Source organism: Fimbriimonadia bacterium (assembly GCA_039961735.1).
Classification (GTDB): Bacteria; Armatimonadota; Fimbriimonadia; order Fimbriimonadales; family JABRVX01; genus JABRVX01.
On sequence record JABRVX010000031.1, the window covers coordinates 56,321 to 80,286 of the forward strand.

At 62.2% G+C, this 23,966-nt stretch carries 22 protein-coding genes; 9 read left to right on the forward strand and 13 right to left on the reverse strand.

Annotated elements, in window-relative coordinates; all coding sequences use genetic code 11:
- The first annotated feature begins 1 nt into the window (after position 1).
- The 4 genes from HRF45_08635 (at position 2) to HRF45_08650 (ending at position 4,844) form a co-directional block, all read left to right on the forward strand.
- Positions 2-232, forward strand: a complete 231-nt coding sequence (locus tag HRF45_08635) for a hypothetical protein (protein ID MEP0766588.1) — start codon at positions 2-4, stop codon at positions 230-232.
- A gap of 162 nt (positions 233-394) precedes the next feature.
- A complete protein-coding gene (locus tag HRF45_08640; GenBank protein MEP0766589.1) occupies positions 395-925 on the forward strand; it encodes a hypothetical protein in 531 nt (176 codons plus the stop codon).
- 110 nt (positions 926-1,035) lie between these two features.
- The gene (locus HRF45_08645; GenBank protein ID MEP0766590.1) at positions 1,036-3,477 is read left to right on the forward strand and encodes an extracellular solute-binding protein; all 2,442 of its coding nucleotides are present in this window, start codon (positions 1,036-1,038) and stop codon (positions 3,475-3,477) included.
- Positions 3,474-4,844 carry a carbohydrate ABC transporter permease gene (locus tag HRF45_08650; GenBank protein ID MEP0766591.1) on the forward strand — a complete coding sequence of 457 codons (1,371 nt, stop codon included), beginning with the start codon at positions 3,474-3,476 and terminating at the stop codon, positions 4,842-4,844. Before HRF45_08645 ends, HRF45_08650 begins: the two co-directional genes overlap by 4 nt.
- A 180-nt stretch (positions 4,845-5,024) precedes the next feature.
- Here the strand turns inward: HRF45_08650 and HRF45_08655 are convergent, their stop codons facing one another.
- The 3 genes from HRF45_08655 to HRF45_08665 are packed head-to-tail and all read right to left on the reverse strand — an operon-like array spanning position 5,025 to position 6,592.
- The gene (locus HRF45_08655) at positions 5,025-5,801 is read right to left on the reverse strand and encodes a 7-carboxy-7-deazaguanine synthase QueE (protein MEP0766592.1); all 777 of its coding nucleotides are present in this window, start codon (positions 5,799-5,801) and stop codon (positions 5,025-5,027) included.
- The gene (locus HRF45_08660) at positions 5,798-6,151 is read right to left on the reverse strand and encodes a 6-carboxytetrahydropterin synthase (GenBank protein ID MEP0766593.1); all 354 of its coding nucleotides are present in this window, start codon (positions 6,149-6,151) and stop codon (positions 5,798-5,800) included. The genes HRF45_08655 and HRF45_08660 overlap by 4 nt, the downstream gene beginning before the upstream one ends.
- A 21-nt stretch (positions 6,152-6,172) precedes the next feature.
- The gene (locus tag HRF45_08665) at positions 6,173-6,592 is read right to left on the reverse strand and encodes a TOBE domain-containing protein (GenBank protein MEP0766594.1); all 420 of its coding nucleotides are present in this window, start codon (positions 6,590-6,592) and stop codon (positions 6,173-6,175) included.
- Positions 6,593-6,679: 87 nt separating this feature from the next.
- On the opposite strand from HRF45_08665, the gene HRF45_08670 reads away from it, so the two are divergent.
- The 4 genes from HRF45_08670 to HRF45_08685 all read left to right on the forward strand — a co-directional run bounded on the left by HRF45_08670 (position 6,680) and on the right by HRF45_08685 (position 13,460).
- Positions 6,680-8,638 (forward strand): (Fe-S)-binding protein, encoded by a 1,959-nt coding sequence (locus HRF45_08670; protein ID MEP0766595.1) that lies wholly within the window; start codon positions 6,680-6,682, stop codon positions 8,636-8,638.
- 339 nt (positions 8,639-8,977) lie between these two features.
- Positions 8,978-10,483, forward strand: a complete 1,506-nt coding sequence (gene xylB, locus HRF45_08675) for a xylulokinase (protein ID MEP0766596.1) — start codon at positions 8,978-8,980, stop codon at positions 10,481-10,483.
- A complete protein-coding gene (locus HRF45_08680) occupies positions 10,480-11,640 on the forward strand; it encodes a hypothetical protein (GenBank protein MEP0766597.1) in 1,161 nt (386 codons plus the stop codon). Before xylB ends, HRF45_08680 begins: the two co-directional genes overlap by 4 nt.
- Complete coding sequence (locus HRF45_08685; protein ID MEP0766598.1) at positions 11,637-13,460, forward strand: DUF4445 domain-containing protein; 1,824 nt, start codon at positions 11,637-11,639, stop codon at positions 13,458-13,460. Before HRF45_08680 ends, HRF45_08685 begins: the two co-directional genes overlap by 4 nt.
- On the opposite strand, the gene HRF45_08690 is transcribed toward HRF45_08685, so the two are convergent.
- From HRF45_08690 to HRF45_08715, 6 genes are all read right to left on the reverse strand, one after another.
- On the reverse strand, positions 13,457-13,690 hold the full coding sequence (locus tag HRF45_08690; GenBank protein MEP0766599.1) for a YHS domain-containing protein: 234 nt from the start codon (positions 13,688-13,690) through the stop codon (positions 13,457-13,459). The two genes, HRF45_08685 and HRF45_08690, sit on opposite strands and share 4 nt — an antisense overlap.
- 169 nt (positions 13,691-13,859) lie before the next feature.
- Complete coding sequence (locus HRF45_08695) at positions 13,860-15,929, reverse strand: phenylalanine--tRNA ligase subunit beta (protein MEP0766600.1); 2,070 nt, start codon at positions 15,927-15,929, stop codon at positions 13,860-13,862.
- A 6-nt stretch (positions 15,930-15,935) separates the two neighbouring features.
- Complete coding sequence (pheS, locus tag HRF45_08700; protein MEP0766601.1) at positions 15,936-16,958, reverse strand: phenylalanine--tRNA ligase subunit alpha; 1,023 nt, start codon at positions 16,956-16,958, stop codon at positions 15,936-15,938.
- 107 nt (positions 16,959-17,065) lie between these two features.
- The gene (gene rplT / locus HRF45_08705; protein ID MEP0766602.1) at positions 17,066-17,416 is read right to left on the reverse strand and encodes a 50S ribosomal protein L20; all 351 of its coding nucleotides are present in this window, start codon (positions 17,414-17,416) and stop codon (positions 17,066-17,068) included.
- A 12-nt stretch (positions 17,417-17,428) separates the two neighbouring features.
- Positions 17,429-17,659 carry a 50S ribosomal protein L35 gene (gene rpmI, locus HRF45_08710; protein ID MEP0766603.1) on the reverse strand — a complete coding sequence of 77 codons (231 nt, stop codon included), beginning with the start codon at positions 17,657-17,659 and terminating at the stop codon, positions 17,429-17,431.
- 15 nt (positions 17,660-17,674) lie between these two features.
- Entirely contained in the window at positions 17,675-18,253 is a 579-nt protein-coding gene (locus HRF45_08715; GenBank protein MEP0766604.1) for a translation initiation factor IF-3, read from the reverse strand.
- Between the two features lie 221 nt (positions 18,254-18,474).
- Here HRF45_08715 and HRF45_08720 point away from each other — a divergent pair, with 221 nt between their 5' ends.
- A complete protein-coding gene (locus tag HRF45_08720) occupies positions 18,475-19,557 on the forward strand; it encodes an Mrp/NBP35 family ATP-binding protein (GenBank protein ID MEP0766605.1) in 1,083 nt (360 codons plus the stop codon).
- Here HRF45_08720 and HRF45_08725 read toward each other — a convergent pair.
- The 4 genes from HRF45_08725 to HRF45_08740 form a co-directional block, all read right to left on the reverse strand.
- Positions 19,554-20,123 (reverse strand): NINE protein, encoded by a 570-nt coding sequence (locus tag HRF45_08725; GenBank protein MEP0766606.1) that lies wholly within the window; start codon positions 20,121-20,123, stop codon positions 19,554-19,556. The two genes, HRF45_08720 and HRF45_08725, sit on opposite strands and share 4 nt — an antisense overlap.
- 9 nt (positions 20,124-20,132) lie before the next feature.
- Positions 20,133-21,230 carry a quinone-dependent dihydroorotate dehydrogenase gene (locus HRF45_08730; GenBank protein MEP0766607.1) on the reverse strand — a complete coding sequence of 366 codons (1,098 nt, stop codon included), beginning with the start codon at positions 21,228-21,230 and terminating at the stop codon, positions 20,133-20,135.
- Positions 21,231-21,490: 260 nt separating this feature from the next.
- Positions 21,491-22,456 carry a hypothetical protein gene (locus HRF45_08735; protein ID MEP0766608.1) on the reverse strand — a complete coding sequence of 322 codons (966 nt, stop codon included), beginning with the start codon at positions 22,454-22,456 and terminating at the stop codon, positions 21,491-21,493.
- 16 nt (positions 22,457-22,472) lie between these two features.
- Positions 22,473-23,741 (reverse strand): hypothetical protein, encoded by a 1,269-nt coding sequence (locus tag HRF45_08740; GenBank protein MEP0766609.1) that lies wholly within the window; start codon positions 23,739-23,741, stop codon positions 22,473-22,475.
- Between the last annotated feature and the right edge of the window lie 225 nt (positions 23,742-23,966).

Here is a 23,966-nt window from a genome sequence, read left to right on the forward strand (position 1 = left end):
GATGGAGCAAGCCGAACGCGTCCGCTGCATCTACCTGTACTGCAAGAACGAGCAATACGAGGAGATCCCGCCGCCCGAGTTGGACCCCGATCACGTCTCCCCTCCGAAGCACTACTGGTGCGGGAGGACCTTGAGCTCCTTTGGGCCGGACGGCGAGGAAGCGTGCCTGGAGGCGTGTGGTCCGGGCCGCTCCTGCCACGCCGCCCACACGGCTGTGCAACAGGGAACCTGAGACATACGCGGTCAGTTACCGTCAATTTAACGGGTGGCCGACTCTGCGCTTGGGGCGTGGCTGCGTGCCCATCCAGCTGTGGTGGCTGGGTAGAGGTCGCTTGCTGAGCACGCACAAGGGTAGAATGGCTGCGAATAACCCCGTACAAGGGAGGGTCATTAGATGCGAAATTGGATTTCGCTGTTGGCGGTCGCCGTACTGGTCGGTTCGTTTGCGTTCGGAACCATGGCAAGAGCGCAGGACGTCCAGCCGGTCGGCCTGACCGTCCGAGCGGGTGCGTTCTTCCCCACGGAGAGTGAGACGCGCGACGCTACGGAAGACGTCTGGTTCACTGCGGGTCTGGAGTACAAGCTCGGGAACCTCGGCGAGCCCGACTACAGCAACAACTACCGCGCGGAGTACTCGGTCAGCGGGGACTACTACGGCTCCGGTGACTTCACCGCCATTCCCGTGCTGGTGAACTATGTCGGCCGCGTGGACACGTTCCGGTACAGCCTGGGCCTCGGCGTCACATTCGCCGATACGCCTGACGACAACAACAAGACCGTGTTCGGCTACCGGTTCGCCGTGGGTTACGAGTTCGCGACGGGCTCGACCCCGTTCTTTATCGAGGGCGGCTATATGGGCGCCTCCGGTTCGGGCATCGGATCGAAGCTCAACGGGTTCTTCGCTGGAGTGGGCTTCCGCTTCTAGGCGGAGACCCGTTCTCTGACATATAGGGCTCGCCCCTCGACGGGGCGAGCCCGTTGTCTTTACGCTGTATTTAGCGACAAAAGGCACGGTCGCGGATACAATCACAGGCGATGAAATGGCTGCTGCTCGCCGGTGGGCTGTTGGTCGCCTTCTGGATCACGGCTATGGCGTTGCGACCGCCGGAAGCTGGCCCTGGTGTAATCAAGCTGCGCGTATGGGGCATGAGCCTGGGGGAGGAAGACAAGGGCTTCGCGGCGCAGATCCGCGAGTTCGAACGCAGAAACCCCGGCATCGAGGTCTCGGTGCTCTCGATGGGCGCGGGGGCCATGAACCCCCAGAAGCTCCTGACGGCCATCGTCGGCAAGTCGCCCCCTGATCTCGTCTTCCAAGACCGCTTCACCATCGGCGACTGGGCAAGTCGTGGCGCGTTCGAACCTCTCGATGACCTGTTGGAAAGAGACCGAGACGACCCAATGTGCCCGCGGCAGGAAGACTACTACCCGGCGACCTGGAGTGAAGCCGTCTACAGGGGCAAGGTGTACGCGATCCCGGCGGGGACGGACGACCGGGCGCTCTACTGGAATCGAGAGGTCTTTCGACAAGCCGCTCCGAGGCTGCGTAAAGCCGGGCTGGACCCGACCCGCCCACCGAGAACCTGGTCCGAGCTCAAAGCCTACGCGCTGGCGCTGACCGAGCGGCGACCGGACGGCACGTTCAAGCGCATCGGCTTCATCCCGAACTTCGGGAACTCGTGGCTGTACCTCTACTCGTGGCAGATGAACGGAGAGTTCATGTCGCCGGACGGGAAGACGTGCACGCTGGACAATCCACGCACGCGGAAGGCCCTGGAGTTCATGGTCGAGATGTATGACATGCTCGGCGGTATCGAGCGAATCGAGGGCTTCGTATCGGGCTTTCAAGGGAACGAGTTGGACCCTTTCCTCACGGGCAAGCTGGCGATGAAGATCGACGGGAGCTGGTCGCTTGGGCACATCGCACGATATCGTCCCACGCTCGATTTCGGTGTCGCGCCCGCGCCGGTACCGGACGATCGCTATTACCGACGCGGCGAGTTCCGCGATGAGAAGGACACCTTCATCACCTGGGGCGGCGGCTTCTCCTACGCGATCCCCACTGGCTCGAAGAATGTAGAGGCCGCTTGGAAGTTCATCAAGTGGATGACCAGCCCGGAGTCGGCTGTGCTGGACGTGCGGGTGCAGGGTGAGTACTACGCGAGCCTCGGACGCATCAATGTGATGACGTTCCGCGCCAACCGGATTGCCACCGAACGCCTCTACCGTGAGTTCCGGCCCGAGTCGGAGAACCTGGCTGCGGGCCTGCGACAGTTTATCGATCTGCTGCCGACCGCGCGGTTCCGCCCCGTGACATTCGTCGGGCAGAAGCTATGGGATGAGCATGTGCGCGCGTTCGACCAAGCCGTGCGCCACGTGCAGACACCCGAGGACGCATTGCGCAACGGCCGTCTCGCCGTGCAGAGAGAGCTGGACAGGGTGTCGGAGATCGAGCGGTATCCAGAGGTGCCCGCTGCAGCGATAGACTTGGTGGCGGGTCTCGTGATCGGCGGCGTGCTGGGTGGGATCGTGTTCGCGTTGTTGAGGGTTCGTCGAATGAGCCGACTCGCGCGGGGAGAGGCGCTGGCGGGCTATGCGTTTATCACCCCTTGGGTGCTCGGGTTCGTGTGTTTCACGGCGGGGCCGATTCTCGTCTCCATCCTACTCAGCTTCTGTCACTACGATGCGATGCACCCTGCCAGGTGGGTGGGTACGGCCAACTACTCCGAGCTGTTCACTTCGGATTGGGCGAAGTTCGGGAAGGCGGCATATAACGTCTTCTACCTGGCAGTGATCGGCGTGCCGCTCAACCTCGTGACGGGGCTCGCGATTGCCATGCTGTTGAACACCGGCGTGCGTGGCATGACGGTGTATCGCACGGGGTTCTACATCCCGGCGGTAGCACCCATCGTGGCTGCCGGCGTGCTGTGGGCGTGGGTGCTCTCGGGCGATCCGGAGAAGGGGCTCCTGAATGCAGCACTGAGAGTGGTATGGTCGGGTGAACTGCCAGGGTGGCTTTCTTCTGCGACGTGGTCGAAGCCGGCTCTGATCGTGATGGGCCTGTGGGGTGCGGGCGGTGGAATGGTGCTGTGGTTGGCGGGACTTCAGGGCGTACCGAAGCAGTTGTACGAAGCCGCCCGCATAGACGGAGCGAACTCCTGGCAATGCTTCCGAAAGATCACTCTCCCACAGATATCGCCCTATCTGTTCTTCAATGTGATCATGGGTTCCATCGGTGCGCTGCAGGAATTCGACAGAATCTACATCATGCGCCCTCCCGGCTCCGAGGGTGTGGGGCCGGTGGACAGCCTACTGGTGCCGGTGTTCTATCTGTTCGACAACGGCTTCAAGTACTTTCGCATGGGGTATGCGTCCTCGATTGCGTGGGTGCTGTTCGTGGTAGTTCTGGCGCTCACGGTGATCCAACTCAAGCTCGCGCCGCGCTGGGTGTACTATGAGGGGGCGAGGGCTAAGGAATGACGCTCCACAGCGCCCTTATACCCGTAACCTCGCTGTTCCTCGTGTTCGCTCTTTGGTTGACGGGGTGGGCCGGCATCGGGTGTAGGGGAATTATCGGCCGATGGAGTTGGGTGTTCCTCGTCTTCGGGTCGATGGGAGTCGTGCTGGTGACAGCGGCGCTAGGGGTATTAGTATCATCGCCGCCAGGCGAGCCTGCTCGGTTCGGATACTCGATCCACACACAAGGAAAGAGCTACGCGATCCTCGTGGCGGTCGGTTCGTTGATGCTGTTAGGCACACTCTTCGGCGCACTCTTTGCGGGCATGAGGTCGCGCAGGGGCTTGCATGCGACCCGGGGCGCTGCGAGAGACAGCCTGCTGCATATCGTACTCACGGCCGGTTTGGTAGTCTTCGGTATCCCCTTCGCATGGCTGGTCGTTACGTCGTTCAAGGAAGACGTGGACATGGCGAAAGTACCCCCGGTGTGGGTGCCTCGCGTTCAGCAGTACGTACAGATCGAGGGACGCCGGGCGGCGCTCGTAACAGGCGAGTACCGGGGTACGAAGTTCAAGGGCGCAGCGGTCCGTGAGTTTGCGGACGGACGTCGTACCATCCAGATTCTCGAGCCGGAAAGGCTTGCGGGAACGCGATTCACTGCGCGCACCGGAGACACCGAGAACGTTCGCGAAGTGGGCTTGAAGTGGGAGAACTACGCTCGCGCGGTTCGCAGCCTGCCAGAGGAGACCGTATACGGCACCGTGTACGTGTTCAACACACTTCTCCTAGTTGCGTTGAACATGGCAGGTACATTGCTTTCCAGCTCCATCGTGGGCTATGCCTTCGCACGACTGCGCTTTCCAGGACGGGATGCCATCTTTCTCATGTTACTGGCGACGCTGATGTTGCCGGGGGCAGTGACTATGCTACCCGTGTTCCTCATCTTCCGTTCGCTCGGATGGGTGGATACGCTGTATCCGCTATGGGTGCCATCGCTGTTCGGTTCGGCGTTCAACATCTTCCTGCTACGGCAGTTCTTCCTAACCGTGCCTATGGAGTTGGAGGAGGCCGCGAGGATTGATGGGTGCGGCTACGTACAGACGTACTGGTCTATCATGCTGCCACAGGTGCGGCCCGCGCTGGCAGCCGTAGCCATCTGGACGTTCACGGGGACGTGGAACAACTTCATGGGGCCGCTGATCTACATCAACTCACCGGAGCGAATGCCCGTCTCCTATGCGCTGCAGCTCTTCCAGAGTGCCCACGGAGGGGACCCTGGCGCTCTCATGGCTGCTACTACCATGGTCATGCTACCGGTCGTGCTGGTGTTCTTCTTTGCTCAGCGATACTTCATCGAGGGTGTTACCCTCACGGGCATGGGGGGGCGGTAGCAAGATGCGCCCGACACCGATAAGACGAAGTAGGAGCCGCGCGAAGCCGCAGGTGGTGGTGCCACCGATCATGGGCGCTGGCCAGGGCATAGGTCCGAGTCCGCTCGACGCCCTTCCAGATCCACGTCTTGCGTGCACGCCTCGGTAACGGTGCCGGGCGACGACATACGGGTAGGTCGCCTACAGGTAGCCCAGCACCTTGTGCAACTGGGGGATGACGCGGACGTCTGCGCCGTGGCGGGAGAGGTGTACAGCCCACGCGAGCAGTTGGCCAGCACCGGGGGGCTTCTGCTCGGGCGCTACCGATGTCACCGGTTGCAGAATCAGCGTCACCGTGTGCCGCATACACAGCTCCGCAGCCCGCTCGAGATCCTCTTCCTGCGTGTCGGCCGCCACCACGCACTTTGCGAACACCTGCGCGCGCGACGCACACGCGACCTCCAAGAAGGCATCGTGCCGCTCGAAAAGGTCGGTGTCATGCGAGACCGAGGGCAGCTTGATATCCGCGGCGATCCAGTCCACCCATAGCACCACGCGCGAGAGTTGCCGCACGAGATCGCCCGCCGTCTCCAGATACACACGCAGCCCGCGCTCGCGCAGTAGGGGGAAAAGATCCACCAGCCCTTCGGCCTGGAGCAGCGGCTCGCCCCCCGTGATGGCGATCGAGTGGTGCGGTCCAAACCGCCGGTCGAGGTCCACTATCAAGTCGCGTACGGCTTCCGGCTCTACCGGGTTGGCCTCCGAACGAAACGTCTGCGATCCCGGCGGGTCTTCGATGCGGAAGCGGGGCGGCAGGAAGCCCTTAGGCTGAAGCACCGACTTGGTCTCCGGGGTGTCGCAGTACACGCAGTCCAAGTGGCATCCGAACAGCCGGACGAAGACCTGGCGCACGCCGACCAACAGCCCCTCGCCCTGGATGGAGGAGAATACCTCCTGCAGAACGAGCGGGCGGCTCATTGGGGAGAATATCGGCAGGCGCAGTCGGCGGTCTCCCACACGGTAACCGCGCTCACCGGCAAGCCTCGCTCGGCCAGCCTGCCGAACAGCCACTCAGCGATTGCCTCGGCGGTAGTGGGCCCCGGAAGCACATCGTTGAGGTAGCTATGATCGGGGACGACTTCCGCGAGGGCACGTTTGAGGTCGCCGAAGTCCACCACCATGCCGAGACCATCCAGCTCCCGACCCGTAAACTCGGCTTCGACCTCGTATCGGTGGCCGTGCAACCGACTGCAGGCGCCCGGGTGATCCGGAATGCAGTGCGCGGCCTCGAACTGCGTCCTTACACGGAGCGTGTACATCGTGGATATCTTAGCACGCGCGAGGCGGGCTCAGGTGCCGAGCATGACGTCCGTCTCGCGGACGAACGCGAGCACACGGGAACCGGGCTGCAATCCCATGCGCCGGGCGGAGGCTGCTGGAATGAGAGCGGCCATCTCCTGTCCGCCATCGAGTATCAGCGTGACTTCGGCGATGGTCTTGTCTACGTTGACCTGCTTCACCGTTCCCATCAGGCGGTTGCGCGTGCTTACCTCCAGGGCTAGCGGGAGCTCTGGCTCGACGACCACCTTCGGTCCGAGAAGCTCGGCGCGGATGACCGCGACCTGCTCGGGCGAATACCAGCGCCAGTTGCGCCAGTCGCGTTCTGGCGCGGGGATTTTGCCCGTGCGCTCCCACATGTAGAGCGTCTTCGGGGTCACCCCGAGCGCCGCGGCGGCTTCCGAACGGCTGAGCTTGCCTTGCTTCTCCATGGCCTGACAGCTTTTGATTCGACGGTGGTTAACGAGTCCTGCAGCGGAGCAGGATTCCCTTTCGCGCCGGGGAAGGCAATCGGTGAGATGGATGCACCGACTCGAACCGAGTTCCTTCACATTCCACCTGGCGGACAACTGCTTTTCTACGCCCTATCCGCCTTGGTGGTGCTGACGATGGTTTTCTGCATCTGGCGGCGGATGCGCCTCTGGATGCAGGGGAAGCCGACGCCATACTCGCTGCGGCCGGATTGGGCGCGGTTGCGTGCCATTCTGCGCGACGTGGTGCTGCAGCGAAAGGTGACGCGCTCACGCAAGACGTTCGGCGCGCCCATGCACTTGCTGCTATTCAGCGGCTTCGTGATCCTGCTGATCGGCACCACGTTGCTTGCTATTCACCACTGGGCCCCTGAGGGACTGAAGTTTCACCGCGGCACCTACTACCTAGTGTACGAGGTAACGCTGGACGTCTTCGGGGTGGTATTGCTCGTCGGGCTGTTAGGAGCTATCGGGAGGCGGTACTTCGCCAAGCCGAAGTCGCTAGGCAGGGAGCCATCGGACCTATGGCTGCTAGGTTCGCTGCTGGCGATCACTGTGACGGGGTTCCTCGTCGAAGGCGGACGCATCGAATTGGAGCCGAAGCAGTACGACATCTACTCCCCCGTAGGATTGGGCGTGTCCCTGTGGATGGACTGGATCGATCCAGTATCTTACCAGGTGCTATGGTGGGTGCATGCGAGCCTGGTGTTCGGATTCCTAGCTTCTCTTCCCTTCACGCGCATTCGTCACATAGTGTACGCACTCTTCTCCACCTACATGGCGCCGGCACGGGCGATGGGTGCCCTAGCGCCTGTTTCGATGGAGGAGGTCGAGAAGACGGGCAAGGTGGGCGCGATCGAATGGCGCGATTATGATAGGTATCAACTCGCCTCACTGGATGCTTGTATGGAGTGTGGTCGCTGTACAGATGTGTGTCCTGCCACGGGAGTGGGCAAGACACTCGACCCGCAGCGCATCGTGCAAGACCTACGGCACATCGTGGGTAACGGCAAGCCGGTCGCCGAAGCGCTGACCGAGGAGGCTCTGTGGGACTGCACGACTTGCAACGCATGTGTTCGTGAATGCCCTGTCAACATCCGGCACGTGGATATCATCGTGGACGCCCGGCGGTCGCTGGTAGCGGAGGGCAGGTTCGCGGGGACGGGTGCGAACATGCTACGGCAGTTAGGATCCACCATGAACGCATGGGGTTCGTCAGGCACCGATCGCGAAGCGTGGATGGAGGGCTTGGACGTGCCGCTGGTGCGTGACACTCCGGAGTTCGACGTGCTGCTGTGGGTGGGATGTGCGGGTGCCGTGGACAGGGGCGCTCAGAAGACGAACCGGGCACTCGTGAAACTGCTGAAACAGGCAGGTGTTAGGTTTGCTTGTTTGGGAAACGAGGAGGTGTGCACGGGCGACCCTGCACGCAGGTTGGGCGAGGAGTTCTTGTTCCAAACGATGGCAGAGGCGAACATCCAGACTTTCGAGCAGCGTGGCGTGAAGCGAATTCTCACTACGTGCCCGCACTGCTATAACACCTTTGCCAACGAGTATCCGCAGTTCGGTGGGGAGTTCGAGGTGGAGCACCACACGCAGTTTCTTGCGCGATTGGTAGCGGAGGGCAAGTTGACTCTGCCGCGAGTAGATCGCAAGGTGGCATGGCACGATCCGTGTTATGTTTCGCGCGTGAATCGGGACCCGCATTCGGCGCGCAAAGTGCTACGGCCCATGTTAGACGGCTCCCTGCAGATGCCGCGGTCGAAAGGCTTCGACACCCTGTGCTGCGGCGCTGGCGGCGGGCGGATGTGGATGGAGGAACCCGCGGAGCGCCGTCCGGGGAACCGACGCGCAGAGCAGCTGCTGGCGACAGGTGCCGATACCATCGCGGTCGGCTGCCCCTTCTGTCGCATTATGTTAGGTGACAGCCTGGCGGCTCTTCGGCCTGACGGGGACGTCCGAATCGTTGACCTGGCGGAGATGGTGGTGGGGGAAGAGCAATCCTGAAGCTGGGCCCGTCCCGTTATGCTTCGATGGGCTCAGCATGACGGGTGCTTCGACAAGCCCGGCATGACGTTTGCTTCGACAAGCTCGGCATGACGGGTGCTTCAGGTGCTGCTTCGGGCTGCCGCGGGAGGGGACGATGAGCCGGAGACGCTCTCGAGGCGGCAGGCATCGGCGACACGAAGGCGGAGCGGTTGTTACGGCCCGCGAGAGAACCGGAGCACGAGTAGCAGCACCACACTCCACCCAATTCCAAGTGCTCTGGGCGGTACGGCTCTTGCCAGTAGCCGTGGTCCCAATGCTACGGAGGGATGCAGCGACGCGACGGCGAACTCGCAGGGCATGAGTGAGCTGTTTCTGGGGATAGACGTCGGCACCTCGGGGCTGAAGGCGCTGGCCGTGGACCGAGACGGGAAAGTGCTCGGGCGGGGCCTCGCGGAGTACCCATTGCACATCCCGATGCCGTTGTGGGCCGAGCAGGACCCGGACGATTGGTGGGCCGCAGCAGCCACCGCCGTACACGCCGCGCTGCGCGAAGTAGGCGGGGGCGGCGATGTCTGCGCAGTAGGTCTGACCGGGCAGATGCATGGGTCGGTGTTTCTGGACGCAGACGGGCGAGTGATTCGCCCTGCCATTCTCTGGTGCGACCAGCGCACGGAAGCCGAGTGCCACGAGATCGAAGAGCGGGTACCTAACCTGGTTCAGATCACCTGCAACCCTGCCCTAACAGGCTTCACCGCGCCGAAGGTGTTATGGTTGCGTAATCACGAGCCCACGAACTATGCCCGCGTACACCGTGTGCTGCTACCGAAGGACTTCCTGCGATATCGGCTGACAGGTGTTGCAGCCGCAGAGGTGTCGGACGCATCCGGTACCAGCCTATTCGACGTGCCGAAGCGCACCTGGTCCGGTGAAGTACTGGATCGTTTGGAGATACCCAGAGAGTGGATGGCGCCGGTTGCCGAGTCGGCGGAAGTCACAGCGCGCGTATCGTCGGAGGGCGCGCGGCACATCGGAGTGCCGGAAGGCACGCCGGTGGTAGGTGGAGGAGGCGATCAGGCTGCGGGAGCAGTCGGCGTCGGAACCGTACGAATGGGAATTGTATCCACAGCGATAGGCACCAGCGGGGTGGTATTCACTACGCTGGATTCGCCCGAGGTGGACCCTGCGTTGAGCGCGCACACCTTCTGCCATGCGGTGCCAAGCAAGTGGCACGTGATGGGTGTTATGCTCGCCGCCGGAGGCAGTCTTCGGTGGTACCGCGACACCTTCTGCGATGCGGAGAAGAAACTCGCGGTGGAACAGGGCCGCGACCCTTACGACCTGATCTCGGAGCAGGCTGCGACTGCCCCCACCGGATCCGAAGGGCTCATTTTCCTTCCCTATCTGACTGGCGAGCGCACCCCGCACAAAGACCCTGCGGCGCGAGGGGTGTTCTTCGGTGTCACACTCAGTCACACCCGTGCGCACTTCGCTCGCGCTGTCATGGAGGGCGTGGCTTTCGGCCTGCGTGACTCCTATGGCCTGCTGGAGAACATGGGGGCGAGCATCGGTGAGGTGCGTGCATCCGGCGGTGGGGCGCGGAGCGATATCTGGCTGCAGATACTCGCCGACGTGACCGACCGACCACATGTGCGAGTAGCAGTAGATGAAGGACCCGCCTACGGCGCGGCGCTACTAGCAGGCGTAGGAGTGAGTGCATGGCCCACTGTGGAAGCCGCTTGCGACGCTACGGTCCGAACCTCGGATGGCTTCCGACCGAATGCGGAGAGGCATGCGGTGTATGAGAGCCGCTATCGTCTCTTCCGCAATCTCTACCAAGACCTGAAGGCGCGGTTCCGCGAATGACGGGCCGAGAGCGTATTGACATCCGAATTGACATGCAGCGGGCCGAGGCTGCGCGGCGACGTTTCGAGGCTCTGGAGCGATTCGAGTACGTAGATCGCGTGCCTGTTAGCATGGGCTTCGAGGCGCAGTTCTACCTTGCGGAGCGGGGGGTTAGCTGGGAGGAGTACTTCTCGGACCCCGTGACACAGATGCGGCATCAACTGCTGAACCGGAAACTGCTATACGAGATGGCACCGGACGACCGACCCTTCGACGGTACTATCACACTCAATCCCGACTTCCAGAACGTTGTCAACTCCAGCGCGGTGGGGTGCGAGATCGAATGGCTGGCCGATGACCCGCCGCGTGCCAGGCCCTTTCTACGGGACGAAGTAGACCTGCAGAAGCTGCAGAAGCCCCCTCCCGACGCCGGGCTGTGGGGGAAGTCGCTGCAGTGGTACTACGCGATGATGGAGGCCAGAGACCGGTTCGATGTGCGGGTGAACGGCGAACCCGTACCTGTCAATATCCACGTAGGTGTGACGGGCGACACACCGTACATTATGATGGTGGATGCCGCACAGCAGAACCTATTCGTGTGGATGATGGAATGTCCGGAGCTGTTGCTGGAAGCGATGTCCAAGCTGACCCATGGTCTGATCGAGGCCGAGCATGCCTTTCGTCGCCTGCGTGGCGTGGATCTCGACTACGGGTTTTGGCTTTCGGACGACCCCGTGCCTATGCTGAGCAACGATCAGTATCGTGAACACGTCGCGCCTCACACGCTTGCACTGTATGAAGCGCTGTCGCGGCCTGGTGCACCTAGAGGGATGCACCTTTGTGGCCGTAACACGCACGTGATACCGACTCTGATGGACTACTTGCATATCACTTCGCTGGATGGTGCGGGATATGTGAATCGTCCCGAGGACTACGTCGGGACCCTCGCGGGCAAAGTGGTTTTCCGCGGTAATCTGGACCCCATGCTGCTGCTGAACGGACCCGTGAGCGACATCAAGCGTGCGGCGCATCATGTGATGTCGGTGCTGGCTCCCCACGGAGGATTGCACCTGCAGGACGGTTACAACATATGTCCGCATACCCCATGGGAGCACATCCGCGCGGTCGTCGAGGCTGCGGACGAGTACGGCCTTCCGCACTCGGAGCGCCATTCATGAGCGATCACACTATCATGGTGCTGCCCGATGCGCTGCCGCTGCACGCCGAACAAGGCCAACAACTGCTCGATGCCCTCCACGAGTTCCGACACTTCATCCCCGCCGATTGCGGTGGTCTGGGTACCTGTGGCAAGTGCCGCGTGCAGGTGCTACAAGGTCAATCCACGCTGAACGACATCGAGCGCAAACAGCTCACGGAGCTGGAGATTGACCAAGGCATGCGACTCGCGTGTCAACAGCGAGTGGAAGGCGACTTGTTGATTGCCCTTCCGCTCCGAGTGGAGACGGAAGACGAGACCAAGACCCGTGGCGTGGAGTCCCTTGGCGATTACCCGTTGGATCATGGCATCACGAAGAGTGCTATCACGATCCCGCAGAATGCTTCCGAAGATGCGCGGTCGTGGCTGCAGGTGGCTGGCCTGAAGCCGTCCGAGACGTCGCTGTTACGGGTAGCGCGATCGCTGGCTAAGCTCCGAGCGTCGGGTAAGGAGAGCGCCACGTGTGTGTACTCGGACGGGCAGTTGCTCGCACTGGAGGAAGGCGACACTCGTGGCGAGGCGTTCGCACTGGCGGTGGACATCGGCACTACCACCGTGGCAGGCTACCTTGTCTCCCTGAATGGTGATGGGGTGGTGGCAGCGGCTTCGTGCGCGAATAGCCAAGGACGCTGGGGCTCGGACGTGTTGAGCAGGATCACCGCCGTGACCGAGCAGGACAGTCGCCTGTTCGAGATGCAGCGAGAGGTGCGAGACGATATCAACCGCCTGATTGCAGAGATGTGCCGACGTGCGAAGGTTCGGCAGCAGCGCATCTATCGGCTGTGTGTGGTAGGAAATCCGACGATGGCCTGCTTGATGCTCGGCATTCATCCTGTTACGTTAGGCATGTCACCATACGCTCCGCTGACGACCGAGGAGATCGTCTTTGTCCCATCGGAGTTACACATCTCGCTGCCCGATACCACGCGGTGTGTGTTCGCGCCGTGTGTATCGGGGTACGTAGGTGCCGACCTGGTAGCAGCGGCGGTTGCGACGGACCTGGACCGAAGGGACGAGTTGGCGTTCCTGTTGGACGTCGGCACGAACGGCGAGACGCTGTTGGGCAATCGGCATAGCATTCTGGGTGGTAGCAATGCCGCGGGTCCTGCGTTCGAGGGTGCGCGCATCAGTCAGGGTATGCGAGCGAGCCGGGGTGCGATAGAGAGGGTTCGGATAGACGGCGAAGGAGTCCACCTAGGCGTGATCGGTAATGCACAGCCACGCGGCATCTGTGGGTCGGGATTGATTGACGCTGTGGCAGCGCTGTTGGATTCCGGCGTGGTAGAGCCGACGGGCAAAGTGCTGCCACCCGAAGAGTGTCCGCCGTTCTTGCGTGAGAGAGTGGTTCCGACCCAGGGCGGGTACGGTTTCGTGCTCGCGACGGAGTCCGAGACTGCACTGGGTCGCCCGGTGATGCTAACACAGCGCGACATTCGCGAGGTGCAACTCGCGACGGGAGCCATCGCTGCGGGCAGGCGCATACTGTGTCGTGAAGCGGGACTGGACGAGACGGACCTTCCCCGCGTCCTGGTGGCAGGCGCTTTCGGGAGTCACATAGATCCGGTTGCGGCCATGCGCATCGGGCTGCTACCCAGGGTACCCCTCGAACGGGTCGAGGGCGTGGGGAACGCGGCAGGTTACGGTGCGTGCATGATGGCGATGAACCGGGAGGCCGAGCGCCGTGGCCGCAAGATCGCCGCGAGCACGCGCTACGTGGAGTTCGCGCGGCAGCCCGACTTTCAAGACCTGTTCGTCGAGAGCATGCTGTTCCCGGGGGGTTAGTGGGAGGTGTCGGACTTATCCGACTCGTCCGACTCTTCGGAAGAGTCGGACGCCTTCTTTGCAGCCGCTATTTTCTCGTCGAAGCCAGCCGTGTACTTGATGGGGTCGCGGTCGAACTCCGCCTTGCACGACGGGCATTGAAAGTAGTAGCGCTTCCCCTCGTATACGGAGTTCGGGGCAGCCTTCACGTCTTCGATACGGTGCCCCGTCACCGGGCAGATGGGTGGCATATCCTGGACGGCTGCCGCAGTCCTGACCGATGTTCTATCCACCGTCGTAGGTTGCTCGGATGTTCCGCTGCAACCACTCAACATGACTCCTATGCATACGCCTACCACAGCCAACCAACTTGCTCTCATTCTTCCCTCCCACTATTCGGATCTAGCCTCAAACTAACTATCATCGCCTTCGTGCTCCGAGGGCCTCGAGCCCTGCGAACACTCGCTCGCGGACGTCGTTCGCCTCTTCGTCGGTCATGGTGCCGTCTGTCTTGCGCAGCGTGAGCGCCAAAGCGAGGCTATGCGAGCCTTCGGCGATGCCCTTTCCTTCGTATACGTCGAAAAGTCGGACTTCTTCCAACACCTCTCCCGCACACTCTCGCACCGCCAGCTCGACCGAGGCATACGACACGCTCTTCGGCACCTCGAAGGCGATATCGCGTCGGACAGCCGGGAACCTAGGCGGCGGCGAGAACCTGCTCACTCCGGCCGCGGCCGCCATCAGCGCGTCTACATCGAACTCGGCGATCTGGCTACCGGATGGAAGGTCCATCCGCTCCGCGAGCCGAGGGTGGATTTCGCCGACGTAACCCAAGTTCTGTTCACCCACCAAAATGTCCGCCGCACGGCCAGGGTGCAGTCTGTTGTCACAGCGAGGCGCGAACGCAGGCCTTATCCCCAGAGTCTCCAGTAACGCAGTCACCAGACCCTTAGCGTCGAAAAAGCCGAAATGTGGGCCCTTCTCTCCGATACGCCAACTCACCGGTTCCTTCCGCCCGCACAGAAACAGCGCGAGATGCTTGTTTTCCTCGTATCCTTCGTTCAGTCGTCGGAATACGCGGCCAATTTCGAACAGAGAAATGTCCAAGATTCCGCGATTCAGATTGTACAAAGCAGCTGCCGCGACCCCCGCAATCAAGGTGGGCCGGAGCACGCTGAGATCGGGGCCAGCCGGTGTGCGCGGTGCCACATAGTCACCGGGCTCCGCATCATCCAGCGGCGAGGGAGCGCGGAGCGAGTGGCAGATCACTTCGTTCAGCCCGAGTGCGACCAGGCGGTCTCGAAGCTTCTCCTCGAAAGCCGTAGTGGGCGACTCTCTCCCTAGCAATGTTCTGCCCACCGGCAGTTCGTCCGGGATGTGCTCGTACCCGTGGACACGTCCGATCTCCTCGATGATGTCGTCCTCGCGCTGGAGGTCTGGGCGGCGTTCCGGGACGGTGACCGTCAACTTGCCACCACCTGCAGGTTGGACCTTCAGACCCAGTCGCGTGAGATAGCCCATCGCGTCGCCGAGGGGCACCTTCATGCCAAGCAGGAGGTCGGCTCGTGCCATGTCCAACTCGATGAGCCGTGGCTTCGGTCCCTCTGGGTACACATCGATTACTCCTCGCACCGGTGCAACGCCGGTCTCACGCTCGATGAGGCGGCAAGCGCGGTTGAGCGCCGTGACCACGCCGCCAGGGTCCACGCTGCGCTCGAAGCGATAGCTCGACTCGCTCTTCACTCCCACCGTCTTGCTCGTCCGACGGATGCATACGGGATCGAAGTGGGCCGACTCTAGTAGCAAGTTATGCGTTGCTTCGGTCACCTCGGACTCGGCGCCACCCATGACACCTGCCAAAGCCACTGGGTGGTCCTCGTCGCAGATCACTAACATCTCCGATGTCAGGCTCACTTCGGTACCGTCAATGGTAGTAATAGTCTCCCCGTCCCGTGCTCGTCGCACTACCACACAGCCACCATGTAGCAGGTCGTGGTCGAATGCGTGTAGTGGCTGTCCCAGTTCGAGCAGCACATAGTTGGTGACGTCCACAATGTTGGAGATAGGTCTCATCCCACAGGCGGCTAGCCGCTTCTGCATGAGCTCTGATGACGGACCGATGCTGAAGCCGCGCACGAGGCGTGCGCCGTACCTAGGGCAGAGTTCGGGAGCTTCGATGGTGACCGAAGCGTGAGAAGCACAGTCATGTGGCCCGTCCTCGTCACCGTAAGCCCATCCGTGCCGGTAATCGTCCCAAGCCGAGGTGGGTGTGCAGCGATCGGCGAGCTTTGCGATGATCTCACGCACGAGGCCCACCACGCTCAAGCAATCGCCCCTGTTCGGTGTCACCTTCACGTCCAGCACCGGTCCCAGGTCGCTGTCCCCGATGCCCTCGACCTCGAGCCCGGCGAGCGTCAGCAGTGTGGCCGTCTCGTTGGCATTCAGGTCGAACTCCACATACTCCTTCAGCCATTCCAGTGTGACAAGCATCTCGCCTTACCCTCCGAACTGGCGCAGGAAGCGCAGGTCGTTGTCCGTGAAGTAACGCAGGTCATCCACTCCGAACTGCAGCATTGGGATCCTCTCCACTCCCAGCCCGAATGCAAAGCCCGAGTAGCGCGAGGTATCGATCCTGTAGTTCTCCAGGATGTCCGGGTGCACCAAGCCTGCCCCGCCCAGTTCTATCCAGCCGGACTTCTTGCAGATGCCGCACCCTGTCCCGGCGCAAAAGATGCAGGTGATCGCATAGTCCACTCCCGGTTCGACGAAGGGGAAGAAGTCGGGTCGGAAGCGCACGTTCACTCCCTCGCCGAACATCAGGCGAGCGAACTGTGCCAACGTACCCTTTAGGTGCGCCATGCTCACGCCTTCGTCCACCATGAACGCGTCCACTTGATGGAATGTGTGTGAGTGGGTTCTGTCCACCGCCTCGTTCCGAAAACAGCGGCCGATGGTGAAGATGCGGAACGGCGGCTTGCGCACCTCGAAGATGCGGCCCTGGAACGAGGTTGTCTGCGTGCGCAGCAGGTACACGTCGTCAATCCAGAAAGTATCCTGCTCGTCCATCGCAGGGTGCTCTTCGGGATAATTGAGTGCCTCGAAGTTGTAGCGATACTGCTCCAACTCGGGGCCCTCATATCTCTCGAACCCGAGACCGATGAGGGCTTGTGCGATGCGCCTTGCAGTCTGGCTCAGGATGTGCGCACGTCCCACCCTCGGCGGGTGGCCCGGCATCGTCACATCCACGCGCTCGGCCTCCAGCCGCGAGGCGCCCTCGGTCTCTTCGATGGCTGCACGCTTTGCCTCGACGGCGGCCGCGAGTGACTGCTTCAAGGCATTGCAGCGCTGACCGGCGGTCGGGCGCTCTTCGGGAGGCAGCTTGCCGATGCCTTTGAGGAACTCGCTCAGTGCACCCTTGCGCCCGAGGTACTCGGTCTCGACGGCCTCGAGCTCGGCCAGGCTCTTGCACGCTGCCAGGCGTTCGTTGGCTTCTGCCTCGATTCGATCTATCTCTGTCATCCTATCACCGTCCTGCCATTGTGGGCGATGCCGAGGAGACGGGGGGTGCGGGTCACGAAAAAGCGCCCGCCGACCCCTCGGCGGGCGCTCCAAACCTCGCGATGGGTCTATACCTGCCGAACGGAGTCGACCAGGGCCCTAAACGCGTCGGCGTCGTTCACGGCCATGTGCGCCAGCGTCTTGCGGTCGAGCTGAATACCCTTCTCCACCATCCCGTGGATCAGTTCGCCGTACTTGAAATCCAACTCTTTGCAGGCTGCGGTGAGCCGTACGATCCATTGTCGGCGGAAGTCCCGCTTCTTGTTGCGCCGGTCGCGATAGGCGTACAGGCCGGACTTCATCACCTGCTCGTTGGCTCGCTTGAAGACGTTTTTCTTCCGCCCCCAATAGCCTTCTGCCCTCTCGATGATCTTCTTGTGGCGCTTGTGGGTGGTAACTCCCCTTCGAACTCTAGCCATCTCTCAGCCGCCTCACATTCCCAACATGCGCTTCATGCGTTTCTCGAAGGCGGGGGTGAGCGTCGCGTCGCTGCCGAGCCGGCGCTTGCGATTGCCCCGCTTGTGGATGAACATGTGGTTGTCATACGCCCTGCGACGGATCAGCTTGCCCGACCCGCTCACCTTGAAGCGCTTCATTGCAGTCTTGCTAGTCTTCAGCTTCGCCAATTCATCCTCCGCCGGTGTCTCGGCAACCGGTTCCATCCCGTCTCGAGTGTGCTATTTCGCCGCCTCACCGCTCGTCTCAGGTTCCGGCTCGGCCTTTTCAGCTTCTTGCGCTTTCTTGGCTGCCTGAGCCACGCCCGGCTTTGGCGCAAGGATCATGATCATGAAGCGCCCGTCCACGCTCGGCTCACGCTCTACAACCGCAATATCCTGGGTAGCCTGGACGAACCGCTCCAGAGCTTGCCGACCCATCTCGGGTCTGGTGATCTCCCTACTGCGGAACATCACCGAACACTTCACCTTGTGCCCCTCGTTCAGGAACCGAATCACGTTTCTTAGCTTCACGTCTAGGTCGTGGTCGTCGGTCCCGGGACGCATGCGAACGGCTTTGAGCTCCGAGACGGTTTTCTTCTTCTTCCCCTCGCGTTCGCGCTTCTCTTGTTCGTACTGGTACTTGCCATGGTCCACAATGCGTGCCACGGGAGGTCGCACGTTCTGGTTCACGAGAACCAAATCCAACTCCGCCTCATGCGCTAGGGCTAGCGCCTTATCGGCATCCATGGTCCCCAGGTTCTCGCCGTGCTCGTTGATTACGACCAGTTCGCGGTAGAAGCGCGGAATGCGCTCGTTCATGAGCGTGCGCTCAGGTGGGCGCATGTCCCGCCTAAAATGCCGGATTTCTTATCACCTTGGCCCTCTGGCCTCCTTGAGAATGCACCCGAAGTATAACCGACGCTCGAATCGGGAGTCAAGCAAGCCTGGCGTATTGCCAGGATCAGTCTCGGTCGGCTGTGACTCGGGGCTCAGGGCCCGGGCTCGGTCGGCGAACGGCCAAGCAAAGGTAGACTGCCGCCATGCCTGTAACCGAAGAGATGGTCCTAGATGCGCTCCGTCCCGTTCGCGATCCCGACCTCAATAGAAGCATCGTCGACCTCGGCTTTGTGAAGGACATCAAGATCTGCGGGGGCAACGTGGCCTTCACGCTAGAGCTGACAACCCCGGCGTGCCCGGTCAGGGATATCCTGCAGCAGGAGGCTCACGATGCCGTGATGGCCTTGCCAGAAGTCGAGAGTGTCAACGTCGGGCTGAGCGCGAAGGTCATCGATGGGCGCACGGCCGACCACGAGTTGGTGCCGGACGTGAAGCACGTCATCGCTGTGGCCAGCGGAAAGGGTGGTGTCGGCAAGAGCACCGTGAGCTGCAACCTCGCCATCTCGCTGGCCGAAACTGGGGCCTCGGTGGGCCTGGTGGACCTCGACGTATACGGCCCGAGCATTCCGCGCATGATGGGCTGCCACGAGGAACAGCCTCGTGTGTTCGAGCACAAGCTGGTGCCCATCGTGGCTCATGGCGTGCGGCTGATGTCGATCGGCTTTATGATGCGGGACGAGCAGGCAGGTATCTGGCGGGGACCGATCGTTGCGGGCACGGTTCGACAGCTCTTCGGCGAGGTGGAGTGGGGAGAACTGGACTACCTCATCGCGGACTTGCCACCCGGTACGGGGGATGCGCCGATGTCCGCTGCGCAACTGGTGCCACTCTCGGGGGTGGTAATCGTGATGACGCCTCAAGAGGTGGCGGCACGCATCGCGAGCAAGTCCATCACGATGTTTCGCAAGATGAACTCGCCCATCATCGGGGTCATCGAGAACATGGCAGGGTTCGTGTGCCCCAACTGCGGTGTGGAGAGTCAGGTGTTTCCCGGCCCCGGCGGACGGGAACTGGCGCGGCAGTTCCAGGCGCCGTTCCTCGGAAGCATTCCGTTGGACCCGCTGGTCGGGGAGTCGAGCGACAAGGGTCTACCCAGCGTGTTGGCCTATCCGGACCGACCGCAGGCGCACGCATTCCGCAAGATCGCGGGGCAGCTTGCCGCGCAGGTGACGATATTGCACATGATCGGCGAGCCCGTTCCGGAGAGTTCGGCCGCCTCGGACTAATCGGAGAGCGGCATGCCGTTGGCGTCGCGCATGGAGCCCGTGAGGCACATAATGCCCTCGATGAGCCCCCAAGGGCCCGTAATGATCCCGCCGTACCCGCAGGTGCAGATCGTGAGCAACAGCATCACGGTACCCACGCCGTTGTAGCCCAGGTAGAAGCGATGGATGCCGAACGCTCCGAGTAGGATGCCGAGGACCCCGGCCACCACCTTGCTCTTCGCCCCTACGTAGGGCGCGAGGGGAGACGGGCTGTAGGGCTGGCCCACGTTGACCTGGACGTAGGGTGGCTGTTGGGCCAATGGCGGGGGTTTTGGAGCGCCGCCACGCTCGATCTCGGGGATCGGGGGCAGATCGTCGGGCATGTGCTCGCGGGCGGCGCGGCGCTGTTCTGGCGAGAAGAGCTGGAAGAACTCGGTCACCGCCCCGAGCGGCGCCCAGCCGGTCATGCCCTCTGTCCACACCGGCGTCTCAGGGGCGAGCAGCCCGTCCGTGATGGCGCCGTGCACCTCGCTCTCGGCGAGCGGCCCCATCACCCTTCCGACTTCCGCGTAGTACCAGGCCCCCATACCTTGCTCCTATCCGGCTCCCTCCGACGCCGTTCCGTATTCGCGTTCGGGTGCCGCTATCTCCTGCAACGAAGCAGCCCTCAGGCGATCCATCTCGTGCGAGAGGCCGCGACACAGACGTCGGACCACCGTCGGCCCCTCGTACACGAGCGCCGTGTACACCTGAACCAAGTTGGCTCCGGCGCGGAGCATCTGTAGCACATCTTCCACACTCGACACGCCGCCGGTGCCGATGACGAGGATTCGTTCGCCCGCTAGCCGGCGGATGGCTCTAACCATCTCCGTACTCCTGCTGTGGAGCGGCGCCCCGGACAAACCGCCTTCCTCCTGCGTCTCGGTACGCAGCCCCTCACGCGAGAGTGTCGTGTTCGTGGCGATAATGCCGGCAATCCGTTTGCGCAGAGCGACATCCACGACGGCCTCCAGGTCCTCCGTACTCAAGTCCGGCGAAACCTTTACGAACAGAGGCGTGATTCGGTTGTGAGGGGCGAGCCTTCCGTCCGCTTGGCGCACTGCGTCCACGATATCTGAAAGGGCCAGTGGGTCCTGAAGCTCGCGCAGGCCGGGGGTGTTGGGAGAGCTAACGTTGACCGCAAAGTACGCCGGGCTCCATCCGAGCGACAGCACTGCGGAGGCGTAGTCCTCGGCTGCGCGCTCCAGCGGGGTGTCGCGGTTCTTGCCCAGGTTCACCCCGACGGGGATTTGTAGGCTCCGCGACCGCAGCCTGTCGCCGAGCGCGGCGGCTCCGGCGTTGTTGAAGCCCATTCGGTTGATCAACGCACAGTCGGCGGGAAGGCGGAAGAGCCGCGGCTGCGGATTGCCGGACTGCGGCCGGGGGGTAACGGTGCCTAGTTCTGCGAACCCGAAGCCCATGGTCGCCCAAGCCTCGACGGCCTCGCCATCTTTGTCGAAACCGGCCGCCAGACCGATGGGATTCGGGAAAGTGATGCCCGCGAGTTCTTGGGCCAGCCTTGGGTCGCGATGAGGGGGGCCGCACAGCAGGCGCGCGAAGCCGGGAACAGCCAGCCACCGCAGGGCCAGCCGATGCGCCCGCTCTGGGTCAGACCTGAAGAGCAACGGTCTTGCTATGGCGGAATAGAGTCCCACGGGCTGATTATGACCGCCCGGCAGGATACGGGTAGCGGCAATGCTCCGGGCCAAGCTGCAGTCCCGAGGGAGCAGCGCGTGAGGAGACAGACACAGACTGGAGCCATGGCTAGTGACTTACTACCGCAGGCCGGACATCATACGGCCTGCGTAGTACTTGCCTATCCCTGACCTCCACGTGCCCGTCAACATGCAGATGTTCAGGTTCTGCATCTCAGGTCTCGGCTTCGGGGGCGCGCGGAGCGCGCCCCCGCTACCTACTACTTCGGATCCTCGTACAGCACCGTCACGTATAACCACTGCTTCGTGTCCTTTAGGCGAAGACGGACGTCTGCCGCCTTACCGTGCAAGAAGTCGCTGGGGCCCACCACGGCCTGATCCACATACCGCATCACCGGCTTCACCTTGTACGCCTGTATGCGCCCAGGTACCGACTCCCATTGAGGGTCAACCCTGCCGTCCGTCCTCTTCAGGTGATAGTAGGGGTCCCACTTGTCAGTCGGTATCAACATCACCGGAACTGCTTCCTCGAGTTCTACGCGGCACGCCTGCCGCTCGTCGTATCGGCTGCCCGGTTGTCCTTCATTCTCATAAGTCTGATCCGGGAAAACCCTAGGTGCGCGTCGCAGCGCACCCTCGATGAGAGCACGTTCTGATTGCGTCACGCTCGCAGCCGGCCTCCACTCGCGCTCGTAATAGGTTGCACCCTCGTCTACCACTCTGCGAAACTCCTGCTTGGCCAACACCTGCCACGCGGCAAAACCAAGCCTCAGATCGGCGTTCGGCGTGACGAAGATCTCGCACTCGTTGCCATCGAGGTCGAGACCGCGCAGCTGCAGGAGACGTCCGTTCAGATCCCGCGGCAGGCGGAAGTGATCAGCGAGCAGCACGGAACCGTCCCGTAGGCCCACGAAGAAAGGTGAGCTGACAGGGGGCTCGAGTGTGATGAGGGGGTCTTTCCGAAAGTGGATGTATGCGCAGGGCTCGTGAAGAGCCCGACACAGCATCTCGCTGATGTCCGGGTAGTCATCCGGCCGCAAGAGCGTGTTGCCCACTAGGAACCACTTGACCTCATCCAAGCTCTTTGGGGCGAGCTCGGCTGCTACGAGCGGTCCTTTCGTTGGCACATCCCGGGCAGCTGCCTTAGCGTCTCTTCCCGCTGCCACGTACCAGCCTGCTGCCACCACTACTGCGGTGATCAGTCCTACCACAACCCATTTCCACACCGTGCCTCACCTCCTCTCACCGCAAGTCCGACATCTTGAGGCCGTCGTAGTACTTGCCTATCCCTGACCTCCACGTGTCGGTGAATACTCGGATGTTGTAGAATGGGGGACACACCGTAAGCCAGTCGCCTTCGATGTATGGCGGTCCGGCAAAGTCATTAGTGACCGCGCCTTGGTTGGCGAGCCAAGTCATCACAGCGCCGATAGTATGCAAGGTGCCGCTTTGTTCCGAAAAGCGGCTAAAGAAAAGGCGCACCATGTCGTAGTAGGGCTCGTTGACATAGCCGTATCCGAAATACCCCATGTAGTAGCACGCCGGATCGATGTTAACGTGTGGGTTCCTGATCCGAAAACCGAAATGGGCAAGGTCGTTCATGTATGTGTCGCTGACGTTGCGCCACGAGGCCGGGTCCTTGATGTTGGTCGGTATGATGCCGGCGTTGCGGCGTCCAGTGCCACAGGCGTCTAGCCACACGAGTCGGAGCCTGCCTTCGCGGATATTCAAGGGCTCCATGACCTGCCGATTCACAGAGATCACCGCGTCACCGGGTGCCCACCCCGGTAATGTCGGCTGCCACTGCCGCAACTCGAAGGACGTTGACGGTTTGCGCGGCTGTCCGTCGACTAGCCAATGGTTGCCGTGGGTGTTTGCGTAGAACGCTCGGATATATGACGTCTGAAGGAAGGACGCCACTCCAGGGCGGTCCTGATCCGGCCCGTAGTCATCCCAATACGCGTTCTCACGGTTGAAGACCTTCAGAGACACACCCGCGGCCTTGCACGCCGCGCGAATTGCTCTGAGCTTTCGCTGTCCCCAGGAGTTGGGTCCGCCGGGCATGTTGTTGACTGCAACGAAGCGGACGGTCCCTAGCCCGGAAAGGCTGACTTCCACACGCTTCGCCCTGCTCGCAATGGTCGGATCCTTGTCAATGAGTGTGATCGTGACCCAGTACGTGTCGTCCTCCACGCCCGTGCCGTACATGTCGGTGCCATCCCACTCATAGGCCACCACTGGACTGGCGGACGGCGAGGTCCAGGTCTTCACGACGATGCCGGTCGAATCCTCTGCTACGTCAACGCGGAACCTCTGCGGCTCCTTGAGCTTGCACGCGAAAAGCACCGCCTCCCCGACGCTCGCGTTCAGCACGCACGCCTTGTAGGTGTACGCCGTGCCGTTGGTCGCCGAGGTGTCCAAGCACAGCCGCATCGGGGTCTCTCCGACGAGCGAGTAGTTGCCCCCGCCCGCCTTCCTATAGACGCGATACGGAGCGTAGGGGTTACCCAAAGCCGATCTCCACGGTCACGGGGATGTTTTCCGCCGAGGCCGTCCAGAACTCCAGGCTGACGGTGCCGGAGACGGCGGTCACTCCCTAGAGGCTAGAGGGAAGCAGCAGCCCTATGAGGGCCGTACCCCCCCGAAAGCTCAGCCATGCTAACCCCCTTTGTGCCCTTCGGCTGATAGTGGGCACGCTACCAAGATAGCAAAACCCCCGGCCCTTGTCAAGCCTTG